Raw genomic sequence first — 19,246 nt, 5'->3', positions numbered from 1 at the left:
GCCCTCTTCTGATTTTCAGATGCATCGGGTGGATGGAACATTGCTCACGGGGTGCCCTGCACGGAGATGCTCAATCTGTTCTCCGTGGCATTGCCTGATCCCGCGATCTGATTGAGTTGCAGCACACCGTCGAACCCGCGCAATGCGGATGCGTCCACGCCCACCTTGCGGCTGGCACGTGGATCACGGACTGCGTACTGCTCCCCCGCCGACGCGAGTGCTGCGGGTGAGGCCATAGCCTCATCACTTGCCTCGCGTATGCCCTGTGCGGCCAACACCGCCGTAACGGAATTCAATTCCGCGTTGGCACTACCACTGGCCTGATTGATTGAAACAATTCCACTGGCGCCGGAAAGCGCGTTGCCACCGATGCGGGCCGTGGCCTGCAGCGGCGTATCGAATGTATCGGCGGTATGCCGTTGCCTTGCATCGACACTGGCGTTTGCCATCTGCCCACTGGCGAGGCTGTGCAGGTTGGCCTGCAGGTTCAGGTCACCGGCCGCCTGATTGATCATGATCGCGCCACTGCTGCCAACCAGTGCATCGCCATCGATACGGCTGTCCAGCGCCAAATACCCGAGCATCGACGCATAGCTGTCTGGAGCGGACTGTGCACTGGCGACCGATGGCCACAGCAGGCCACCGCCGAGCAGCAATGCCACGGTGTGCAGGAAGGTTTTCATTTGCCACCCGTGCCGGCCGGTTGTCCCAGCGGGAATTGCGCAAGTGCACCGCGGACCTGGTCACCGATACCCCCCGTGGCACGGCTCACCGTGCCCATGGGTCCACCGATGGTCTGTGACAGCCGGCTGCCGGAGAGCATGCCGTCCTCGCCACTCACGCGGCCCAAGGTGCTGCCCACCATGCCGCCGGTCACGCGCTCCACCGTCGTCTGGCCCTGCACCTGATGCTGCGAGTCGACCATTCCCGAGCCCAGTGCCGCGTAATCGGCATCACCCAGCTCATCCATGCTTCCCAGACCCAGCGCTGCACCCAGCTCTTTGCGCGGTGAGGTATCGGCGATCAACGCCATGCCCGGCGGAGCGGGACGATAGGCCGGGCGGGTGGACACATCACGCAGCAGGACGATTTCACCCGGCTTGGCCTTCACTCCCTGCCTTGCGCCGGAAGCCTGTGCCGTACCCATTGCCGCCACTAGGGTCAGCCCGAGTACGACGACATGACGACTTGCGGTTCTGCTTTCCATTGCACCTGCCCCATCAACCTGTGCAGTGGTGATAGCAGCTACCGTGCCACTTCATGTTTTCCTTTAAAAACAGATAGTTACCACGGACTAAATTGAACTCCAGCTGTACAGCTGTTACAGCCACACGCTTGCCGGCACAGCCGCAATCGGCAATGCGCAGGGGCATTGGCAGAGCCCTGATGCGGCTTTCAGCCGGGTGTATCACTCCTGTTACACCGTGCTGTTACATCGGCTTACACAGGGGAAAGCGACCGGCGTTGCCGGCCTGTGGACAGCAGATGGGCCGCCGGTTTCCACAGGCACAACTCCATGGGCCTTGATGCTGGACCTGCCGGACGGCTGCAACCGCAACGCGGTCACCGGGCACGGCAGCGACTGCAGCCACCAGCCCGGTAGCAAGCCACGACAACGCATCGCCCTTCCAGCGACATGCCCTACCGGGGAATTCCACAGACAGTACGGCCAGCCGTTTGCTGGCCGGCAGATGCGGCCTCAGGATGCGGGGTCTTTGCCTGTCCTGATCGCCCCGGATCACAGGCCCGGCGCATGATGCCTGCGCTGCGTGTGGATATGCCCGGCGCGGGTGGAAAGACTGCGCTCAGCCCTCCCGGATGCCGGCCCCTGTCGCCGCGTCATAGACCTTCTGGTCAAGCAGCCCGGTTTCCTTGGCCACGATCACCGGCACCACCATCTGCCCGGTGACGTTGGTCAGGGTGCGCATCATGTCGAGGATGCGGTCGATCGCATACAGGTAGCCGATCGCCTCCAGCGGCAGGTTGGCCGCGCTCAGCACCACCGTGGCCATCACCACGGCCGTGCCGGGTACGCCAGCGGTGCCGAAGCTGCCCAGCACCGAGGCGATCATCACCACCACGTATTGCTCCGGCGTGAGTGGCACGCCGGTGTACTGGGCGATGAACACTGCACATAGCGCGGGATAGATCGCGCCGCAACCGTCCATCTTGATGCTGGCACCCAGCGGCACCGCGAAGGAGGCGTAATCCTTGTTGACGCCGAGGTTGTCGGTGATCGAACGCATCGCCACCGGCATCGCCGCAAAGCTCGAGGAAGCCACGAACGCGACCTGCATGCCCGGCGCCGCGCCACGGAAGAACTTGATCGGGTTCAGTCCATGCGCCAGCAGCAGGCCGCTGTAGACGATGAGGATATGCAGCGCGCAGGCCACGTACAGTGCCAGCACGAAGTTGCCCAGCGGCAGCAGCTTCTCGAAGCCGTAGCTGCCGACCAGCCCGGCGATCAGGCCGAAGGTGCCGATCGGGGTCATCTCCAGCACGAAGCGGGTGACCTGGATCATGATCTCGCTCAGCTGTCCGACCAGCTTGCGCGCCTCGGCCACCTGCGCGCCGAGCTTGACCATCGCAAAACCCAGCAGGCCGGCGAAGAAGATCACCGGCAGGATCGACCCGCGTCCGGCCGCCAGCACGGTCTCACCGGCTTCGTTGATACGGGTACCGATGCCCGCCAGCGCATAGAACACGTTCGATGGCACCACCTCCATCAGCACCTTGGCTACCGAAGGCACATCACGCGGTGTGTAGGCGCCGTCCACGGTCAGGCTCAGCCCACCGGCACCGGGCTGCATCACCGTGCCCACGGCCAGCCCCACGCCCACCGCCAGCACGGCGGTGATGATGAACCACAGGAAGGTGCGGCCACCGAGCGCGGCCACCGATTTCTGCCCGTGCAGCGAGGAGATCGCGTTGATGACCGCGAAAAACACCAGCGGCACCGCGATCATCTTGATCAGCGTGACGTACAGCTCGCCGAGTGGACCGAACCAGACTTCCGCCGCCGGCCCCAACGCCCAGCCGGCCAACGCACCGAGCACGAAACCGCCCACAACGCGCTGCCAGAAGGGAATCCGCAGCCAGGCAGATACCACGCTCATATCAGGATTTCCGGAAAACCATTCGAAGGCGGGAACGATAGCGCATGCCCCGGCACGACACGATCCCCGCAGGGAAAAGCTGCGTGTCATATGCATGCCTTCCGCGCTTGACCATAATGGCCGCCTGATCCGTTTCCCGAAAACCGCACCGATGCAAAAAGTCGCGCTCCTTCCCGTCGCCCTTTCCACCCTGCTGCTCGGCGCCTGCGCCAGCAGCGCCGGCGTGCCGCAGTCGCGCGCGGCGATCCAGGTGGAGGTACCGGTGGTTTCCCACCCGGAAGGTGAAACCCCGCAATGGTGGTACCGCGATGGCGCCGCCCGCGCTGCCGGCAACGGCGCGATGGCCGGCAAGGCGAAGAACGTGATCCTGTTCCTCGGCGATGGCATGAGCCTGACCACCGTGGCCGCCGCACGCATCCTGGAAGGCCAGCGCAAGGGCATGCCGGGGGAAGAGAATCTGCTGTCGTGGGAGCGCTTTCCCGCCACCGCGTTCAGCAAGACCTACAACACCGATTCGCAGACCCCCGACTCGGCCGGCACCATGACCGCCATCACCACCGGCGTGAAATCGCACATGGGCGCGATCGGCGTCAGCGCCGGCAGCCGCAACAACTGCGCCGACAGCCTCGACAAGGAACGGCTGACCTGGCTGCAGCTGGCCGACAGCGCCGACATGGCCACCGGCATCGTCTCCACCGCGCGCCTGACCCATGCCACCCCGGCCGCCACCTACGCGCACTCGCCCGAGCGCAACTGGGAAAACGACACCCATCTGCCTGAAGCCGCCAAAAGCGAGGGCTGTGTGGATATCGCCCAGCAGCTGCTGTCGACCTCACGCTACGGACGCGGCCCGCTGGTCGCCCTGGGGGGCGGTCGCGGCCAGTTCACCACCGTCAACGAGCAGGATCCGGAGTACGACGACAAGGTCGGCCTGCGTCTGGATGGCCGCAACCTGGTGGCCGAGTGGCAGGCTGCGCACCCGCAGGGTGCCTATGTCTGGAACGCCGAGCAGCTCAAGGCCGCCGCCGGTGCGCCGGCGCTGCTGGGCCTGTTCGAGCCGGACCACATGCAGTACGAGGACGACCGCGCCCGGGACCGCGGCGGCGAGCCGTCACTGGCCGAGCTGACCCGCGCCGCCATCGCCAACCTGTCCACGCATCCGCACGGTTATGTGTTGATGGTGGAAGGTGCGCGTATCGACCATGCCAACCACAGCGGCAACGCCGCCCGCGCCCTCGGCGACACCATCGCCCTGTCCGATGCGGTCAAGGCCGCGGCGGAGGCCACCTCGGCCGAGGACACGCTGATCATCGTCACCGCCGACCACTCGCACACGCTGAACTTCGTCGGCTATCCGGCGCGTGGCAACGCCATCCTCGGCAAGGTCAAGGACAAGGGCGGCGAAGACGGTGCCGGTGCGCTGGACCTGGCCCGTGACGGCCTCGGCCTGCCCTACACCACCCTCAGCTACGCCAACGGCCCGGGCTATACCGGTGCCAGCAACCAGCAGCCGGCCGGGCCAAAAAAATTCCCGCACTCGCCCAGCAGCTTCGAACCCGCCAGCAGCCGCCCGGACCTGACCCACGTCGACACCGAACACGTGGACTACATGCAGGAAGCACTGGTGCCGTCCAAGAGTGAATCGCACGGTGGCGAGGATGTCGGTATCTGGGCGCGCGGCCCCGGCAGCAAGGCGGTGCGCGGCACGCTGGAGCAGAACACCATCTATCACCTGATCGTGCAGGCCACCCCGCGCCTGCGCGAGCGCCTGTGTGCACTGGGTACCTGCGATGCGCAGGGCGTACCGGTGGAGCTGCCGCAGCCGAAGAAGTTCGAGCGCAACGCACAGTGATCCACGCGCCGCGCATCACCCGCGGATCGGTGATGGCATTGCTGTCACTGATCCTGCTGCCGGTGACAGGTTCTGCCGCCACGCCGTGTTACCGGCTGGATACGGCGATGTTCGAAGTGCTGGAAGGCTGCCAGCAGACCGATACCGGCACGCTCGATATTTCCAGCGCCGCCCTGGCACGGCTGGAATACGATGCCGATGGGCTGGCCGCCCTCCGCGCCGGCCAGCAGCACTATTACCTGCGCCGCGATGGGCGCCAGCTGGCGGTGCTCACCTATGACAACGGCCCGGACTATTTCGAGGAGGGCCTCACCCGGGCCCGGGTGGACGGCCAGATCGGTTACTTCGATCACCAGTTGCAACCGGCCTTCGCAGCCCGCTTTGACTGGGCCTGGCCGTTCAAGGATGGCGTCGCCGAAGTCTGCCAGGGCTGCACGCTCGGCGAGCCCGATGCGCTGGATCATGTATCCGTCGTGGGAGGCAAGCATTACCGCATCAACCGCCAGGGCAAAACGTTGCCCTGAGCGGGGTTTGCAGGAGTTTGTGGGAGCGGCCTGAGCCACGAAGCCGGCATCGATGGAATCTCCAACCAGTCCGGATTCTGAAGGCCTATCCACCTCGCGGCTAACGCCGGGCCTGCAAGACTTCGGGCATCAACAATTGCAGCCCTCACCGCCGCCATCGATACTCGACGCGGCCATGAATCCGCTTTCCCCCTCCCTGCTCGACGCCGCAGCCCACACCCCGGTGCTGGTCGGCTTCAGTGGCGGGCTGGATTCCACCGTACTGCTGCACCTGCTCGCACACGCACCCGCGCGTACACCCGGCATGCTGCGGGCGGTGCATATCCACCATGGATTGCAGGCCGCTGCCAATGGCTGGGAGACGCACTGCCGCACACTCTGCCGGCAGTGGAACATTCCGCTGCAGGTGATCCGCGTGGAGGTCCCGCACGACAGCGGTGATGGCCTCGAAGCGGCCGCACGCAAGGCGCGCCACCACGCTTTTATGCAGGCGATGCAGCCGGGTGAATGGCTGGCGCTGGCGCACCATCTCGATGACCAGGCCGAGACCTTCCTGCTGCGCGCCCTGCGTGGCTCGGGCGTCGACGGACTGGCGGCGATGCGCGAGCGCCGCGCCTTCGGCCCCGGACACCTGTGGCGGCCACTGCTGGCGACCCCGCGCGCGCGCCTGCTGGAGCATGCGCAGCACCATGGACTGCAGTGGATCGAAGATCCCAGCAACCAGCTCGCCCACCACGACCGCAACTTCCTGCGGTTGCAGATCCTGCCGCTGCTGGCGGCACGCTGGCCGCAGGCCGCCCATGCCTTCGCCCGCAGCGCCGCGCTTGCCGCCGAGACCTCGGAACTGCTTTCCGCGCATGACAATAGTGATCTGGCCTCCTGCCTGACAGCGGCGGACACGCTGGACCTGCAGCCGTTGAACGCCCTGCCCGCGCCACGCCGCGCACGCCTGTACCGCGCGTGGGTACAACACCTGCGATTGCCACCGTTGCCAGCCAACGGCGTGCATTCCATCGAGCGGCACCTGCTGTCCGCACGCGCCGACCTGCAGCCGGCCTTCGTCTGGCAGGGCGTGCAGATCAGCCGCTGGCGTGGGCAACTGCATGCCTTCACCATCGCCACTCCATGGCCGGCCGGCTGGCAGGCACGCTGGGATGGCACCCAGCCGCTGACGCTGCCCGATGGCAACCGGCTGCTCCTGTCCGGCGCCACCTTCGATACCCCCTTGCAGGTGCGTGCGCGTCAGGGTGGCGAACGTATCCGCCTGCCCGGGCGCGAGCACTCCCACTCCCTCAAACAGCTGCTGCAGGAGTCGGATATCCCGCCGTGGCAGCGTGCGGGATTGCCGCTGCTGTGGCGCGAGGGTGAATTGCTGGCCGCCGGCGACCGCATCCTCTCCGGTCCGCTGCAGCAGTGGCTGCAGACCCGCCATGCCCGCCTGCATTGGCAGCAGGGGCCTGCATCGAATTGACCCTGCCGTCCGCGCCACTCACACTTTCACCATGCCCAAGAAGTCCACAAACGAAGCCTCCCCGGTCGCCCACTTCGAGCAGTCGCTGCAAGAACTGGAAAATCTGGTGGAAAAAATGGAAGCCGGCGATCTCAGCCTGGAACAGTCCCTGACCGCCTATGAACGCGGTGTCGGCCTGTACCGCCAGTGCCAGCAGGCGCTGGAACAGGCCGAGCTGCGCGTGCGCCTGCTGACCGATCCCGCCCAGCCGGAGAAATCCGAGCCTTTCGATACCACCGGCAATGACGACTGACGCCCTGTTCGACCGCTGGCTCGAACGCACCACGCAACAGCTGCAAGCCGTTCTCCCCGATCCCGACGCCACCCCGCAAGGCCTGCACCAGGCCATGCGTTACGCCGCGCTGGGTGGCGGCAAGCGCATGCGTCCCCTGCTGGTATACGCGGCCGGCCACCTGTTCGACGCCGACGAAGACCGGCTTGACGCGCCCGCGGCGGCAGTGGAACTGATCCACGCCTATTCGCTGGTCCACGACGATCTGCCGGCGATGGACGATGACGACCTGCGTCGCGGCCGCGCCACCACCCATATCGCCTTCGACGAAGCCACCGCGATCCTCGCCGGCGATGCGCTGCAGACCCGGGCGTTCGAGCTGCTGGCCAATACCGGCTTGCCACCGGCACTGGCGCTGGATTGCCTGCGCACGCTGGCCAGCGCTTCCGGCGTGGCCGGCATGTGCGGCGGCCAGGCGCTGGATATCGACGCCACCGGCCAGTTGCAGTCGCTGGCGGAGCTGGAACGCATGCATGCACTCAAGACCGGCGCACTGATCCGTGCGGCGGTGCGCATGGGCGCACTGTGTGGTGGTGCCGGCCAGGACGACCTCGCCCGGCTGGATGCCTTCGCCAGCGCCCTGGGCCTGGCCTTCCAGGTGCGCGATGACATCCTCGATATCGAAGCCAGCTCCGAGCAGCTCGGCAAGACCGCCGGCAAGGATGCGGCCCAGGACAAGTCCACCTTCCCGGCGCTGCTCGGCATCGACGGCGCCAAGGCGCGGCTGGCGGCACTGGCCGGGGAAATGCACGACACCCTCGCCCCCTTCGGCCTCCGCGCCAGGGCACTGGCGGCGCTGGCGGAACTGACCATCCAGCGCTCGCACTGACTGCTGCCGAAGCACGCTGCGGAAAACACAAAGGCCCGGGCATCGCTGCCCGGGCCTTTGCATTCACACCAGCGCCGGATTACTTGATCAGACGCAGGGTGAACGGATAACGGTAGGCTTCGCCCTTGTTGGCAGCCAGGGCGGCCATGATGGTCAGCACCAGCCATGCGATACCGACAACGACCAGCAGCAGCAGGCCGATCAGCACCAGCGTCAGGATGCCCGAAACCACCAGCGCGATGAACACGGTGATGTTGAAGTTCAGCGCTTCCTTGCCCTGGTCATCCACGAACGGCATGGTGTCCTTCTTGATCAGCCAAACCACCAGCGGGCCGAGCAGCGTGCCGAAAGGAATGATGATGCCGACCAGCGTGGCCAGGTGGGCGAACATGCCCCACTGGCGCTCCTCGGCAGACGGCGCACCGGTCGGTGCCGGCGGCGGCGTGGTCATGTTTTCGAATTCGCTCATGGTGTTTTCCCCAAATCCTTGTAATTGGTCTTCTGTTAGCGGCAGCGGGAGCGGTCCCATCCGCCGACCCGCTAGGATACGTCAATCGTCGCCGGCAACCGTCATCCTGCCGACGAGTATCGAGCCTACCGCGATATGCGAGCGCGGATCGACATCACTGCCCACCGCCTCGATTGTGGCGAACATCTGTTTCAGATTGCCTGCAATGGTGATGCCATCCACCGGATAGGCGATCTGGCCGTTCTCCACCCAGAAGCCGGCCGCACCGCGCGAGTAGTCGCCGGTCACGCCGTTGACACCCTGCCCCATCAATTCGGTCACCAGCAGGCCGGTGCCCATCCCCGCCAGCAGCGAAGCGCGGTCGCCGGCATTGGCCGCCACCTGCAGGTTGTGCACGCCACCGGCGTTGGCGGTGGTCGTCAGCCCCAGCCTGCGCGCCGAGTAGCTGCCGAGGATGTAGCGCTGCAGCACGCCACCGCTGACCAGCGCCGAATCACGCGTGCCCACGCCTTCGCCATCGAACGCGCTGGAACGCAGCCCGCGCCGGAGCAGCGGCCGCTCATCGATGCCGAACCAGTCCGGGAACAGCTGCGTGCCGGCACTGTCGAGCAGGAAGCTGGCACGCCGGTACAGCGCACCGCCGGATACCGCGCCCAGCAGATGGCCGATCAGAGAGCGCGCCATTTCCGCCGCGAACAGCACCGGCACCTGACCGGTCGGCAGCGAGCGCGGCTGCAGGCGCGCCAGCGTGCGCTCGGCGGCGCGACGGCCCACCGCCGCGGGGTCGTCCAGATCCTCGCGGGCGATGGCGCTGGTGTACCAGCCATCGCGCTGCATGCCATCGCCCTGCCCGGCGATCAGCGCGCAGCCGATGGAATGGTGGCTGCTGCGCTCGCGGCCGATGAAGCCGTGCGAGTTGGCATAGACCGACAGGCTTTGCGCGGTGGCCGCCGAGGCGCCATCGGAGTTGCTGATGCGACCGTCGACCCCGCGCCCGGCGGCTTCGCAGGCCAGCGCCAGATCCACCGCTTCCCCGGCGCTGAGCGCCCACGGGTGCCAGCTGTCCAGGTCCGGAAATTCGGTCGCCATCAGCCCGGCGTCGGCCAGGCCGGCGGCCGGGTCGTCCTCGGTATGCCGGGCGATCGCGCAGGCCTGCGCCACGGTCGCCTCCAGGCTGGATTCCTGCAGGTCGGCGGTACTGGCACTGCCCTTGCGCTGGCCGAAATACACCGTCACCGCAATGCCGCGGTCATGGGTGGATTCGACCGTCTCCACCTCGCCCAGGCGCACGTTCACATCCAGCCCGCGCTCTTCGCTGCAGCTGACCTCGGCCTGCGTGGCACCCATCGCGCGGGCCTTCTCCAGCAACCGCTGGGAGATGCCGGCCAGTTGTTCCAGTCGCGGCAGGCTGTCGTCGGCGACCTGGGTTTCGGTGGGGTTGGTGTTCAATGCTTTATCCTTTCAAAAATCCAGCCGAAGCCGATGATTTCCTTCTCTCCTCGGGAGAAGGTGGCGCGAAGCGCCGGATGAGGGAACGGGCGAAGCCTCGCACTTCGATTGCACGCGGCTTCGCCCGTCCCCTCACCCCAACCCCTCTTCCGGAGGGAGAAGGGCTTTCCAAAGCAGGCTGCGGTACACACGAACTTTAATCGAGTAACAAGGCAATGCGCGGACGCGACGAAGAAACCGGTGAATTTTTCAGTGAAAGCCGCAGCCAGAACCGGCGCGAGGCACTGGAGGTGCTGGCGCTGGGTGAAACGCTGGTGTCGCTGACCCCGGCCCAGCTGGCGCGCCTGCCCATTCCCGAAGACCTGCTGGAGCACATCGAATACAGCAAGCGCATCACCGCTCACGGTGCGCGCAAGCGCCAGCTGGCGTTCCTGGCCAAACAGATGCGTCGCGAGGAAGACGCCACGCTGGAGGCGATCCGCGACGCGCTGGAAGCCAACAGCGCGACCTCCAAGCGCTCGGTGGCGCTGATGCACCGCATCGAGCGCTGGCGCGAGCGCCTGCTGGCCGAAGGCGATGCCGCACTGGCGGAACTGCTGGAGGAATTTCCCGACGGTGACCGCCAGCAGCTGCGTACGCTGGTGCGCAACGCGTTGGCGGAGCAGGCGAAAAACAAGCCGCCGCGTGCGTTCCGCGAGATCTTCCAGGTACTGCGCGAGCTGATGGAGCCCTCGCTGATCGCAGGCGGCGATGCGGCAGAAGCGGAAGACATCGGCGATGACGCCGATGATCTCGACGACGCAACCTGAAGCCGCACCACGGGCAGCGGCCACTGATCCCGGTCGCTGCTCTGTACCGTCATTCCAGCCGGTGCCGGGTCACGCCTGTGTGCCACCCACGGTGAGACCGTCGATCAGCAGTGACGGCTGGCCCACGCCCACCGGTACGCTCTGGCCATCCTTGCCGCAGATGCCCACGCCTTCGTCCAGTGCCAGATCGTTGCCGATCATGCGCACCTTCTGCATGGTTTCCGGGCCGTTGCCGATCAGCGTGGCGCCCTTCACCGGCGCACCGATTTTGCCGTCCTCGATCAGATAGGCCTCGGTCGCCGAGAACACGTACTTGCCGCTGGTGATGTCGACCTGGCCGCCGCCGAAGTTGACTGCATACAGGCCCTTTTTCACCGAACGGATCATTTCCTGCGGATCATGCTCGCCGGCGCGCATGTAGGTGTTGGTCATGCGCGGCATGGTCATGTGCGCGAACGATTCACGGCGGCCGTTGCCGGTCGGCGCCACGCCCATCAGGCGCGCATTGAGCGTGTCCTGCATGTAGCCGACCAGTACGCCGTCCTCGATCAGCGTGGTGCACCGGGTCGGAGTGCCCTCGTCGTCGATGTTGAGCGAACCGCGACGGCCATCCAAGGTGCCGTCATCGACGATGGTCACGCCCTTTGAGGCCACGCGTTCGCCGATGCGGCCGGCGTAGACGCTGGTGCCCTTGCGGTTGAAGTCGCCTTCCAGGCCGTGGCCGACCGCTTCGTGCAGCAGCACGCCCGGCCAGCCCGGGCCGAGCACCACCGGCATCACGCCGGCCGGGGCCGGGATCGCTTCCAGATTGACCAGCGCCTGGCGCAGCGCCTCGCGGGCGAAGCGTTCCGGCCGCTCGCCGGCAAACAGTTCCTCGTAGCTGTAACGGCCACCGCCGCCGGCATAGCCGGATTCACGCCGCCCGTTCTGCTCGACGATCACCTGCACGTTCAGGCGCACCAGCGGGCGCACGTCGGCCGCCAGCACGCCGTCGCTGCGCGCGATCAGCACCGTATCCACGCCACCGGACAGGCTCACCATCACCTGCTGCACGCGCGGGTCGGCCGCACGCAGGTACTGGTCCAGGCGCTTGAGCACCTGCACCTTGGCTTCGTTGCCGATGCTGTCCACCGGGTCCAGCGCCGGGTACAGCGCCCGCCCGCTGCCGCGCACCAGCGACTGCACGTTCTGCGCCCCGCCTTCGCGGGAGATGGCCCGCGCCGATTGCGCCGCCGCCAGCAGCGCAGCCGGCTGGATGTCGTCGGAATAGGCGAAACCGGTCTTCTCGCCGGCGATCGCACGCACGCCCACGCCCTGTTCGATGGAATGGGCGCCGTCCTTGACGATACCGTCCTCCACGCTCCAGCTCTCACGCCGCGAGTGCTGGAAATACAGGTCGCCAAAGTCGATTCCCGGCCCCAGCAGGGTGCCGAAGGTGCGTTCCAGGCGGTTGGCGTCCAGTCCGGCGGGCAGCAGCAGGCGGGATTCGGCGAGCGTCAGGGTGTTGTCAGTCATGTCGTTCCAGATGGGGGCGCGGCAGCGGTTCGCAAGCCGCAGCGGTGGTTCACGGCGACCCGGCCGGGAGCGGCTCGATGACGGGCGGCGGCAGGCGCGCGGGCTCGCGCCCGACCACGTCCACCGTCGGGTCTTTCCACGGGCCGGTCACTTTGTAGGTCTTGGCACCGATCTCGCCCAGCGGCTTGCCCAGCACCGCGTTGGCGGCCGCGCCCACGGCGGCACCGATCGGCCCGCCGGCCACCGCTCCCACGACGGTCAGCAGGTTGCCCGAGCGCGGGTTCACATCGATGGTCTGGTCGAACTGCTGGGTGCGCAGGTCGGCCTGCCCGCGGATGGTGATATCCGCCGCCGGCCCCTCCATGGCGATCCGTTCGGTGCGTGCCAGGCCATCACCGAAATGGACCTGGCCCTCGATCTGGTTGAACGCCAGACCCTTGGAATAGAAATCGCGGAAATCGAGCATCAGCCGGCGCGGCAGTTGCGCCACGCTGAGCAGGCCCAGCACCCGGCCTGCGCCCGGCTCGACTTCCAGCAACTGGCCGTTGCGGGCGTTCACCGTCAGCGAGCCTTCCAGCCCGGCCAGCTGGAACCCCTGCGGCGTCCCCGGCCAGCGTGCATCCAGCCGCACCTGCCCCTGCCCGCCGCGCAGCTGCCCGCCATAGCCGAGATTGTCCATCAGCCCGCCGAGATTCTCGCTGTCCACCCGCACTGTCGCATGCGTGTGCGCCTGGGCACCGATACCGCGCCATTCCCCCTCGACATCGATGGCCTGTCTGGGGGCACGGAACTGCAGCTGCTCGATCTTCAAGCCGTCGGCCAGCGGCCGGGTCCGCAGTACGGTGTGCCCCAGCATCGTCTTGCCGAAGCGCAGCTCACCGATGTCCAGCGCCAGCGGCGGGATGTTGGCCGGATTGACCGCCGGCTCCGGACTGTCGCGCTCGGCCGCCGCACCTGCCGGCGCGGCCGACTGCCAGAACACGCGTGCCAGCTGCCCGCTAACCGCCGCGCCACGGGCGTTGGGAACCCGCAGGTCACCGGCCAGTGACGGCCCTTCCAGCTGCACCGCGATGGCATCGGTGCCCGGCCGCAAACGCAACCGGGTCTGCTCGAAGTGGCCACCCACCAGCAGCAGCCGCGCGGCCAGCACATCGATCTCCTTCAGCGCCAACGCCGCGGCGCTACCGGCATCATCGCCACCGCCGCGGGCCAGCCCGATCCACTCCAGCGCATCCAGCGTGGTGGTGCGGCCGTTGACCACCAGCCCGTCGGCAGGCGGAGCACGATCGACCACGTCGCTGCCCAGGGTGACCTGTACCCCGGTGCTGTCATTGGCGGTACGCGCAGCCAGTGCCAGCCGGCGCCCGAAAGCGACCTCGGTGAGGCCACTGCCCAGCGGCAGCGCCGTCGACACCGTGGTGGTCAGTGCCTCATCGGCCGGCTTGTCCAGCGGCGCCGGAAAGCGCAGGCGGGTGCCGCGCAGGTCCGAGCGCAGGCTCAGCCGCGTCGGCGGTTCGATCCGGCTGCCGGCGGGCATGAGCGGCAGGGTCACGCCGATGGTCCAGTGCGAGACGCCATCGATATACGGCCGCAGCCAGTCCAGCTCGGGAGCGCGGTCCAGCAGGTCGCCGGCACCGAGTGCGGCGGTCAGTTCGGCCTCGAACGCATTGGCCGGATCACGCACCGGCGCACCGGCACGCAGGGTCAGCACGCCGTCACGCTCCTTGTGGCGGACCGCCAGCGCCGGCGCGTCGAAGCCATTGCCGCCATAAACCGCCTTGCCGCGCACATTGTCGAACTTCAGGTCCCAGCGGCGGTCGGCGAGGCTGGCTCCCTGCAGTTCGACCTCGCCGGCCAGTTGCCCCGGCTGGCCGGCACGCAACGGCTGCTGCAGGTCGAACGTCACCGCCGCCGGACCGGAGACCACCAGGTTGTCGAGGGTTTCGCCATAGCGGGCCTGCAGCGGGCTCTTGCGCAGCATCGCCAGCAGCGCGCGGCTGTCGGTGGCGGTCCGCGCGGCCACCTGCAGCCGCGATTCGGCGAAATCGGCGATGCCGGCCTCGAAGTGGTCGACCTTCACCCCGGCCAGCCCGCCGTGACCGTGCAGTTCAAAACCGTTGGCGATGAAGGCGATATCGGCATCCACCGCGTCCATCAGCGGCCAGTCGTCAGCGAAACGGATGGTGCCGTCATCGATATGCCCGCGCGCCTCGAAACGGCCGTTGTGGCCATGGAACGGCCAGTCATCCAGATCGCCGACCGCCAGCCCGATGCCATTGCGCACATGGCCGTCCACCAGTGCCGCATCCAGCCACGCCACCGCCGCCTCGCTCATTTTCGAGCGCACCCAGAAACGCTTGGCAGCGGTCATCGGCACATCGTCCAGCTCGGCGGCCAGACTGATCCACGGGCGCGTACCGTCGCCCTGGAAACGCAGCCCGCCGCGCACATTGGCGGCGTAGTCGGTGCCCTGTACGCGCAGCGCCGGCGTGCCCACCTGCCAGCTGTCGCCTTCACGCCAGCCGACCAGTTGCCCGTCCAGTTGCAGCTCATGCAGAACGCCGAAACCGCTGGGCCAGTTGAAATCGACTCGGTGGTCCGGGCGCAGGGTCAGCGCCAGCGCCTGCCCGTCGCCTTCGAAATGCCCCCGCAATCCGCTGACTCCCGGCCTGCCGCCAGTGGCCGAGAATGCGGCTTCCTCCAGTTCACCACGGCCCTGCAGGGTTCCACCGGCACGGCCGCTGATGCTCACATCCGAGAACCGCAGCATGGGCCTGGCACCGTCCAGCCATTGCCGCACCCCGGGCTCCAGCTGATCGCTGAGCGCGGCCAGCCGCAGCAGCGGGGTCACGTCGATCTGGCGGCCATGCAGGGCGAAGTCGCGTCCTCCCGCAAGCAGCAGGCCATCGAGCGAACGCTGCTTGCCCTCCGAAGCGATCCGCAGCCGTGGCGCATCCAGCCGCCAGCCGCCAGCCGCCTGTTCCCAACGGGCGCGCAGCTGCACCTTGTCCAGCATCGTGGTCGGTGCGGCACCGGCAGCGGCAAACGGCGTGCCGGCCAGTTGCAGTTCCTCCAGGTCGGCATCCACGGTCACCGACACAACTTGGGTATCGCGCATCTGCAGCCATCCCTGCGCCGTGCCGCGGCCCTGCCGCAGGTTCACCCCGGCGATGTGCAGCAGCGGCGACCAGGCCGACAGCTCCGCCGGTGCGGCCGCCAGCCATGCCTGTCCATCGCCCTGCTGACGGTCGAAATCCAGTACCGCGGTGACCGGCGGCGCACCGGTATCGATCCAGCCCTTGGCCCCGGCGCGCAGGCGCTGACCGTCCACGCGCAGGCGCAGGTCGATACGCGGAATCTCGGTGGCCAGTTTCAGCGACGGCGCATCGATATGCAGGCGCCCATCGATCACCTGCAGCTCGCCCAGCCGCCGCAGCGTTTCCAGCGGATCGCCGCCGCCACCGCTGCTGGGCAGGCCGCGCACCGACCAGCGGCCGGCGTCATCGCGCTGCAGCGTCAGCGCCAGTCCGCGCAGGCGCAGCTCGGTCAGCGGCGCGCCCGGGAACAGTCCCGAATACAGCGCCACCAGCACCTCGGCCTGGCCGATCCGCACACCTTCACCCTGGCCGATACGCAGCCCATCAAGTTGCAGCAGCGGGCCACGCCGGGTCCAGCGCGTGGCCAGATGATCGAACGCCACCGGCTGCCCGGCGCGCTCACTCAGCCATGCCGCCACCTTGTCCGGGTGCGCCTGCACCATCGGCAGCAACTGGCTGAAACCACCAACCAGCAGCGCCACGCCCACCAGCAGCACCGCCAGTGCGTACAGCACATGGCGGCGCAGACGGCGCAGGCGGTGGCGCAGCAGGCTGGTCATACCGCCAGGGCGGGAAAATCAAAGCAGCACGACATCGAACTGCTCCTGCAGGTACTGGTCGTCGGCCTGGAAATGGATGCTCTTGCCGAGGAACTCCTCCAGCTCGGCCACCGCCGCCGATTCCTCGTCGGTAATGCGCGCCACCACCTTGCTGGAGGCGATCACCAGCAGCCGCGCCGATTCGAACAGCCGCACGGCACGGGTGATCTCGCGGAAGATCTCGTAGGTCACCGTTTCGGTGGTCTTGATGCTGCCGCGGCCACTGCACTGCGGGCAGGTTTCCGACAGCTGCCGCTCCAGGCTCTCGACCGTGCGCTTGCGGGTCATCTCCACCAGCCCCAGCGGCGAGAAATCGTAGACGGTGGTCTTGGCATGGTCGCGGGCCAGCGCCTTTTCCAGCGTGCGCAGCACCTGGCGGCGGTGCTCGGCGTCATCCATGTCGATGAAGTCGATGATGATGATGCCGCCCAGGTTGCGCAGCCGCAGCTGCCGCGCCACCGCCTGCGCCGCCTCCAGGTTGGTGCGGAACACGGTCTCTTCCAGATTGCGCTGGCCGATGAACGAACCGGTATTCACATCGATGGTGGTCATCGCCTCGGTCTGGTCGATCACCAGGTAGCCGCCGGACTTGAGCGGCACCTGCTTGTCCAGCGCGCGGCCGATCTCGTCCTCCACGCCGAACATGTCGAAGATCGGCCGGTCACCGGCATACAGTTCCAGTTTCTCGCCCAGCACCGGCATGTACTTGGCGACGAAGGCCTGCAGCTGGGTGAAGGTTTCCTTGGAGTCGACCTTGACCTTGTCCACGTCCTTGCGGATCAGGTCGCGCACCGAACGCAGCGGCAGGCTCAGGTCCTCGTAGATGATGCTGCACGGCGGCGCCTCGCGGCCGCGGCGCTCGACCACCGCCCACACCCGTGACAGGTAGGAGATGTCCTCGGCCAGCGCCTCGGCCGGCTGGCCTTCGGCATTGGTGCGCACGATGTAGCCGTAACCGCCGTACTGGGCGGAGATTTCGGTGACCAGCGACTTCAGCCGCGCGCGCTCGGTTTCGTCCTCGATGCGCGCCGACACGCCGACCATCTTCGACTGCGGCAGCAGCACCAGGTAGCGCGAGGGAATGCTGATCTGCGTGGTCAGGCGCGCGCCCTTGGTCCCGATCGGGTCCTTGACCACCTGCACCACCACGTCCTGGCCGTCGCGCAGCAGCTCCACGATCGGCACCGAGGAGGGCAGCGGCAGGCTGGTTGCGGTTTCATCGGTGTCGGCCACCACCGGCGCCGGCCGCACCACGTCGTTGGCGTGCAGGAACGCGGCGCGCTCCAGCCCCACCTCGACGAAGGCCGCCTGCATGCCCGGCATCACCCGCTGCACCTTGCCCTTGTAGATGTTGCCGACCACACCCCGGCGCCAGCCGCGCTCGATGTGCAGCTCCTGCAGCATGCCGTTCTCGATCACCGCCACGCGGGTTTCGCGCGGGGTGACATTGACCAGAATCTCTTCGGACACTTCCCTCATTCCCCCTTGTCCATGGAATCTTCCACCACGCCAAACCCGCGCAGCAGTTCCCCTGTCTGTTGCAGCGGCAGCCCCATCACTCCGGAATAGCTGCCGGCCAGATGGCTGATGAAGCGCTCCGCCGCCCCCTGGATGGCATAACCGCCGGCCTTGCCCATCGGTTCACCCGTCGCCACATAGGCGGCGATCTGCGCCTGTGTCATCGCCGCGAAGGTCACCTGCGAGCGCACCACCTGCACCTGTTCGCGCCCGTGGGCGACCAGTGCCACCGCGGTGATCACCTCATGCGTGCGCCCGGCCAGCGATGCCAGCATCGCCGCCGCATCGGCCGCGTCCACCGGCTTGCCGTAGACCCGGTCGCCCAGCACCACCTCGGTGTCCGAACCCAGCACCACCGCATCCGGGTCATGCGCCACCAGCGCCAGACCGGCGCGCGCCTTGTCCAGCGCCACCCGTTGCACATAGGCTGCAGGCGACTCCTGTGCCCCCCGGATTTCGGGCACGTCCAGATCCAGGGCACGGAAAACCACGTCAAGACGGCCGAGAAGTTCGTTGCGGCGGGGCGAGCGGGAGGCAAGATAGAGCATCGCGAAAGCATAACCCGCGGCACCTGACTGAATGATCGGCAAAGCCGGCAATGCAGCGCCAACCCCGTCACGACTCACCACCCGTTCATCGCCCTGTGTCCACTTTCACGATCCACCAGGAGGTTCCCATGCGCCGTACCCCCCTTGCCCCGCTGCTGCTGGCCCTGTTCCTCGTCCCGGGAGTTCCGATGACCGCCCACGCCCAGACCATCCCGGCCACCCAGGCCAGTGATGCCACCCTGCTCAACATCTCCGCCCAGGCCGAGGCCCGCCGCGTGCCCGACGTGGCCACGCTGTCGGCCGGCGTGGTCACCCAGGCCGTGGACGGCAACACCGCCATGCGCGAGAACGCGGTGCAGATGGACAAGGTGATGGCCGCGATCAAGGCCGCCGGCATTGCCGAGCGCGACATCCAGACCAGCGGCATCAACCTCAGCCCGCAGTACCGCTACGCCGAGAACGAGGCGCCGAAGATCACCGGCTACCAGGCCAGCAACACGGTCAGCCTGAAGGTGCGCGACATCACCAAGCTGGGCAAGGTGCTCGACAGCCTGGCCGCGCAGGGGGCCAACCAGATCAACGGCCCCAGCTTCGAGATCGACCAGCCCGAGCCGGTCTATGACGAAGCCCGGCTGGCCGCGCTGAAGAAGGCCCAGGCCCGCGCCGAGACCTATGCAAAGTCGCTGGGCCTGCGCGTACGCCGCATCGTCAGCATCTCCGAAGGCAGCCAGGGCGGCTTCCGGCCGATGCCGATGATGGCCATGGCCAGCCGCAGCGCCAAGATGGAAATGGATACCGCGGTATCGCCCGGCGAAACCACCGTCTCGGTGAATCTGGACGTGGTGTTCGAACTGGGCCGCTGATCCACACCCGGCGCAGCACCGGCAACGGCACCTTCG

General features: G+C 67.4%; 16 protein-coding genes. 7 read left to right on the top strand and 9 right to left on the bottom strand.

What is annotated here, in order from left to right; genetic code table 11:
- Window positions 1–44: 44 nt before the first annotated feature.
- From ACSBPQ_RS04420 to ACSBPQ_RS04410, 3 genes are all read right to left on the bottom strand, one after another.
- Window positions 45–683, bottom strand: coding sequence for a hypothetical protein (locus tag ACSBPQ_RS04420; protein WP_442683849.1), 639 nt, complete (start codon window positions 681–683; stop codon window positions 45–47).
- A complete protein-coding gene (locus ACSBPQ_RS04415) occupies window positions 680–1,147 on the bottom strand; it encodes a hypothetical protein (protein WP_442683848.1) in 468 nt (155 codons plus the stop codon). Before ACSBPQ_RS04415 ends, ACSBPQ_RS04420 begins: the two co-directional genes overlap by 4 nt.
- 658 nt (window positions 1,148–1,805) lie before the next feature.
- Window positions 1,806–3,116, bottom strand: a complete 1,311-nt coding sequence (locus ACSBPQ_RS04410; RefSeq protein ID WP_442683847.1) for a dicarboxylate/amino acid:cation symporter — start codon at window positions 3,114–3,116, stop codon at window positions 1,806–1,808.
- Window positions 3,117–3,267: 151 nt separating this feature from the next.
- On the opposite strand from ACSBPQ_RS04410, the gene ACSBPQ_RS04405 reads away from it, so the two are divergent.
- The 5 genes from ACSBPQ_RS04405 to ACSBPQ_RS04385 all read left to right on the top strand — a co-directional run bounded on the left by ACSBPQ_RS04405 (window position 3,268) and on the right by ACSBPQ_RS04385 (window position 8,123).
- Window positions 3,268–4,968 carry an alkaline phosphatase gene (locus ACSBPQ_RS04405; protein ID WP_442683846.1) on the top strand — a complete coding sequence of 567 codons (1,701 nt, stop codon included), beginning with the start codon at window positions 3,268–3,270 and terminating at the stop codon, window positions 4,966–4,968.
- A 32-nt stretch (window positions 4,969–5,000) separates the two neighbouring features.
- Window positions 5,001–5,492 (top strand): WG repeat-containing protein, encoded by a 492-nt coding sequence (locus ACSBPQ_RS04400; protein ID WP_442683845.1) that lies wholly within the window; start codon window positions 5,001–5,003, stop codon window positions 5,490–5,492.
- Between the two features lie 175 nt (window positions 5,493–5,667).
- Complete coding sequence (gene tilS / locus ACSBPQ_RS04395) at window positions 5,668–6,963, top strand: tRNA lysidine(34) synthetase TilS (RefSeq protein ID WP_442683844.1); 1,296 nt, start codon at window positions 5,668–5,670, stop codon at window positions 6,961–6,963.
- A gap of 31 nt (window positions 6,964–6,994) precedes the next feature.
- Entirely contained in the window at window positions 6,995–7,255 is a 261-nt protein-coding gene (locus ACSBPQ_RS04390; RefSeq protein WP_442683843.1) for an exodeoxyribonuclease VII small subunit, read from the top strand.
- On the top strand, window positions 7,245–8,123 hold the full coding sequence (locus ACSBPQ_RS04385; RefSeq protein ID WP_442683842.1) for a polyprenyl synthetase family protein: 879 nt from the start codon (window positions 7,245–7,247) through the stop codon (window positions 8,121–8,123). The genes ACSBPQ_RS04390 and ACSBPQ_RS04385 overlap by 11 nt, the downstream gene beginning before the upstream one ends.
- A 79-nt stretch (window positions 8,124–8,202) precedes the next feature.
- Here ACSBPQ_RS04385 and ACSBPQ_RS04380 read toward each other — a convergent pair whose 3' ends face one another.
- Window positions 8,203–8,592 (bottom strand): DUF4870 domain-containing protein, encoded by a 390-nt coding sequence (locus ACSBPQ_RS04380; RefSeq protein WP_442683841.1) that lies wholly within the window; start codon window positions 8,590–8,592, stop codon window positions 8,203–8,205.
- An 81-nt stretch (window positions 8,593–8,673) separates the two neighbouring features.
- A complete protein-coding gene (pmbA, locus tag ACSBPQ_RS04375; protein WP_442683840.1) occupies window positions 8,674–10,041 on the bottom strand; it encodes a metalloprotease PmbA in 1,368 nt (455 codons plus the stop codon).
- Window positions 10,042–10,256: 215 nt separating this feature from the next.
- Between pmbA and yjgA the strand changes: the two genes are divergently transcribed.
- Complete coding sequence (gene yjgA, locus ACSBPQ_RS04370; protein ID WP_442683839.1) at window positions 10,257–10,850, top strand: ribosome biogenesis factor YjgA; 594 nt, start codon at window positions 10,257–10,259, stop codon at window positions 10,848–10,850.
- 69 nt (window positions 10,851–10,919) lie between these two features.
- Here the strand turns inward: yjgA and tldD are convergent, their stop codons facing one another.
- Genes tldD through ACSBPQ_RS04350 form a run of 4 tightly spaced genes read right to left on the bottom strand, consistent with a single transcriptional unit; the run spans window position 10,920 to window position 18,347 of the window.
- Window positions 10,920–12,365, bottom strand: coding sequence for a metalloprotease TldD (gene tldD / locus ACSBPQ_RS04365; RefSeq protein ID WP_442683838.1), 1,446 nt, complete (start codon window positions 12,363–12,365; stop codon window positions 10,920–10,922).
- A 49-nt stretch (window positions 12,366–12,414) separates the two neighbouring features.
- A complete protein-coding gene (locus ACSBPQ_RS04360; protein WP_442683837.1) occupies window positions 12,415–16,242 on the bottom strand; it encodes a YhdP family protein in 3,828 nt (1,275 codons plus the stop codon).
- Between the two features lie 18 nt (window positions 16,243–16,260).
- Window positions 16,261–17,751, bottom strand: coding sequence for a ribonuclease G (rng, locus tag ACSBPQ_RS04355; RefSeq protein ID WP_442683836.1), 1,491 nt, complete (start codon window positions 17,749–17,751; stop codon window positions 16,261–16,263).
- 5 nt (window positions 17,752–17,756) lie between these two features.
- The gene (locus ACSBPQ_RS04350; RefSeq protein ID WP_442683835.1) at window positions 17,757–18,347 is read right to left on the bottom strand and encodes a Maf family nucleotide pyrophosphatase; all 591 of its coding nucleotides are present in this window, start codon (window positions 18,345–18,347) and stop codon (window positions 17,757–17,759) included.
- A gap of 128 nt (window positions 18,348–18,475) precedes the next feature.
- On the opposite strand from ACSBPQ_RS04350, the gene ACSBPQ_RS04345 reads away from it, so the two are divergent.
- Window positions 18,476–19,210 (top strand): SIMPL domain-containing protein, encoded by a 735-nt coding sequence (locus ACSBPQ_RS04345; RefSeq protein ID WP_442683834.1) that lies wholly within the window; start codon window positions 18,476–18,478, stop codon window positions 19,208–19,210.
- Window positions 19,211–19,246 lie beyond the last annotated feature (36 nt).

Origin of the sequence: Stenotrophomonas sp. JC08 (assembly GCF_052180205.1) — a bacterium.
Taxonomy (GTDB): domain Bacteria; phylum Pseudomonadota; class Gammaproteobacteria; order Xanthomonadales; family Xanthomonadaceae; genus Stenotrophomonas.
The sequence above is the reverse complement of the archived record's forward strand: the minus strand, read 5'-3'. Positions and strand labels throughout refer to the sequence as shown.